This is a genomic window from Paenirhodobacter huangdaonensis, from assembly GCF_004022465.1.
Classification (GTDB): domain Bacteria; phylum Pseudomonadota; class Alphaproteobacteria; order Rhodobacterales; family Rhodobacteraceae; genus Rhodobacter; species Rhodobacter huangdaonensis.
The window spans coordinates 35,495-36,415 of sequence record NZ_SAVA01000021.1; the positions used below are offsets into that span (position 1 = coordinate 35,495).

The following is a 921-nucleotide window of genomic DNA, read 5'->3' on the forward strand; positions in this document are numbered from 1 at the left end:
GCCGGGCGCGGCATCGGTGCTGCCGGTGATCGTCGGCGTCGGGTCATTGCTCAGCTCGGGCGCGTCGACGCTGATCTCGGGCGCGACGGTGTCGATCACGCCGGTATCATCGGCCGAGCCGGTATTGCCGGCCGGGTCGGTGACCGAGGCGGTGACGGTATAGTCCCCCTCGGCGAGATCGGCGGGCACATCGACGCTGTAGCTGCCGTCGGTGCCGACGGTGGTGGTGAAGGTCTGGCTGACATGGTCCGAGCCGGTGACCACGAGGGTCACGGTGCTGCCCGGTGCCGCATCGGTGCTGCCGGTGATCGTCGGCGTCGGGTCATTGCTCAGCGCCGGCGCATCGACGCTGATCTCGGGGGCGACAGTGTCGATCACGCCGGTATCATCGGCGCTGCCGGTGTTGCCGGCCGGATCGGTGACCGAGGCCTCGACGGTATAGCCGCCCTCGGCGAGATCGGCGGGGACGTCGACGCTGTAGCTGCCGTCGCTGCCGACGGTGGTGGTGAAGGTCTGGCTGACATGGTCCGAGCCGGTGACCACGAGGGTCACGGTGCTGCCCGGTGCCGCATCGGTGCTGCCGGTGATCGTCGGCGTCGGGTCATTGCTCAGCGCCGGCGCATCGACGCTGATCTCGGGGGCGACAGTGTCGATCACGCCGGTATCATCGGCGCTGCCGGTGTTGCCGGCCGGGTCGGTGACCGAAGCCTCGACGCTATAGCCGCCCTCGGCGAGATCGGCGGGGACGTCGACGCTGTAGCTGCCATCGGTGCCGACGGTGGTGGTGAAGGTCTGGCTGATGTGGTCCGAACCGGTCACCGTGAGGGTGACGGTGCTGCCCGGTGCCGCATCGGTGCTGCCGGTGATCGTCGGCGTGGCGTCGGTGCTCAGCGCCGGCGCATCGACGCTGATCTCGGGCGC

1 protein-coding gene is annotated in these 921 nt (G+C 69.8%); it reads right to left on the reverse strand.

All coding sequences use genetic code 11. From position 1 onward, the window contains the following. On the reverse strand, positions 1-921 hold a 921-nt coding region (locus EOW66_RS20575), incomplete at both ends, for an Ig-like domain-containing protein (RefSeq protein ID WP_206363762.1).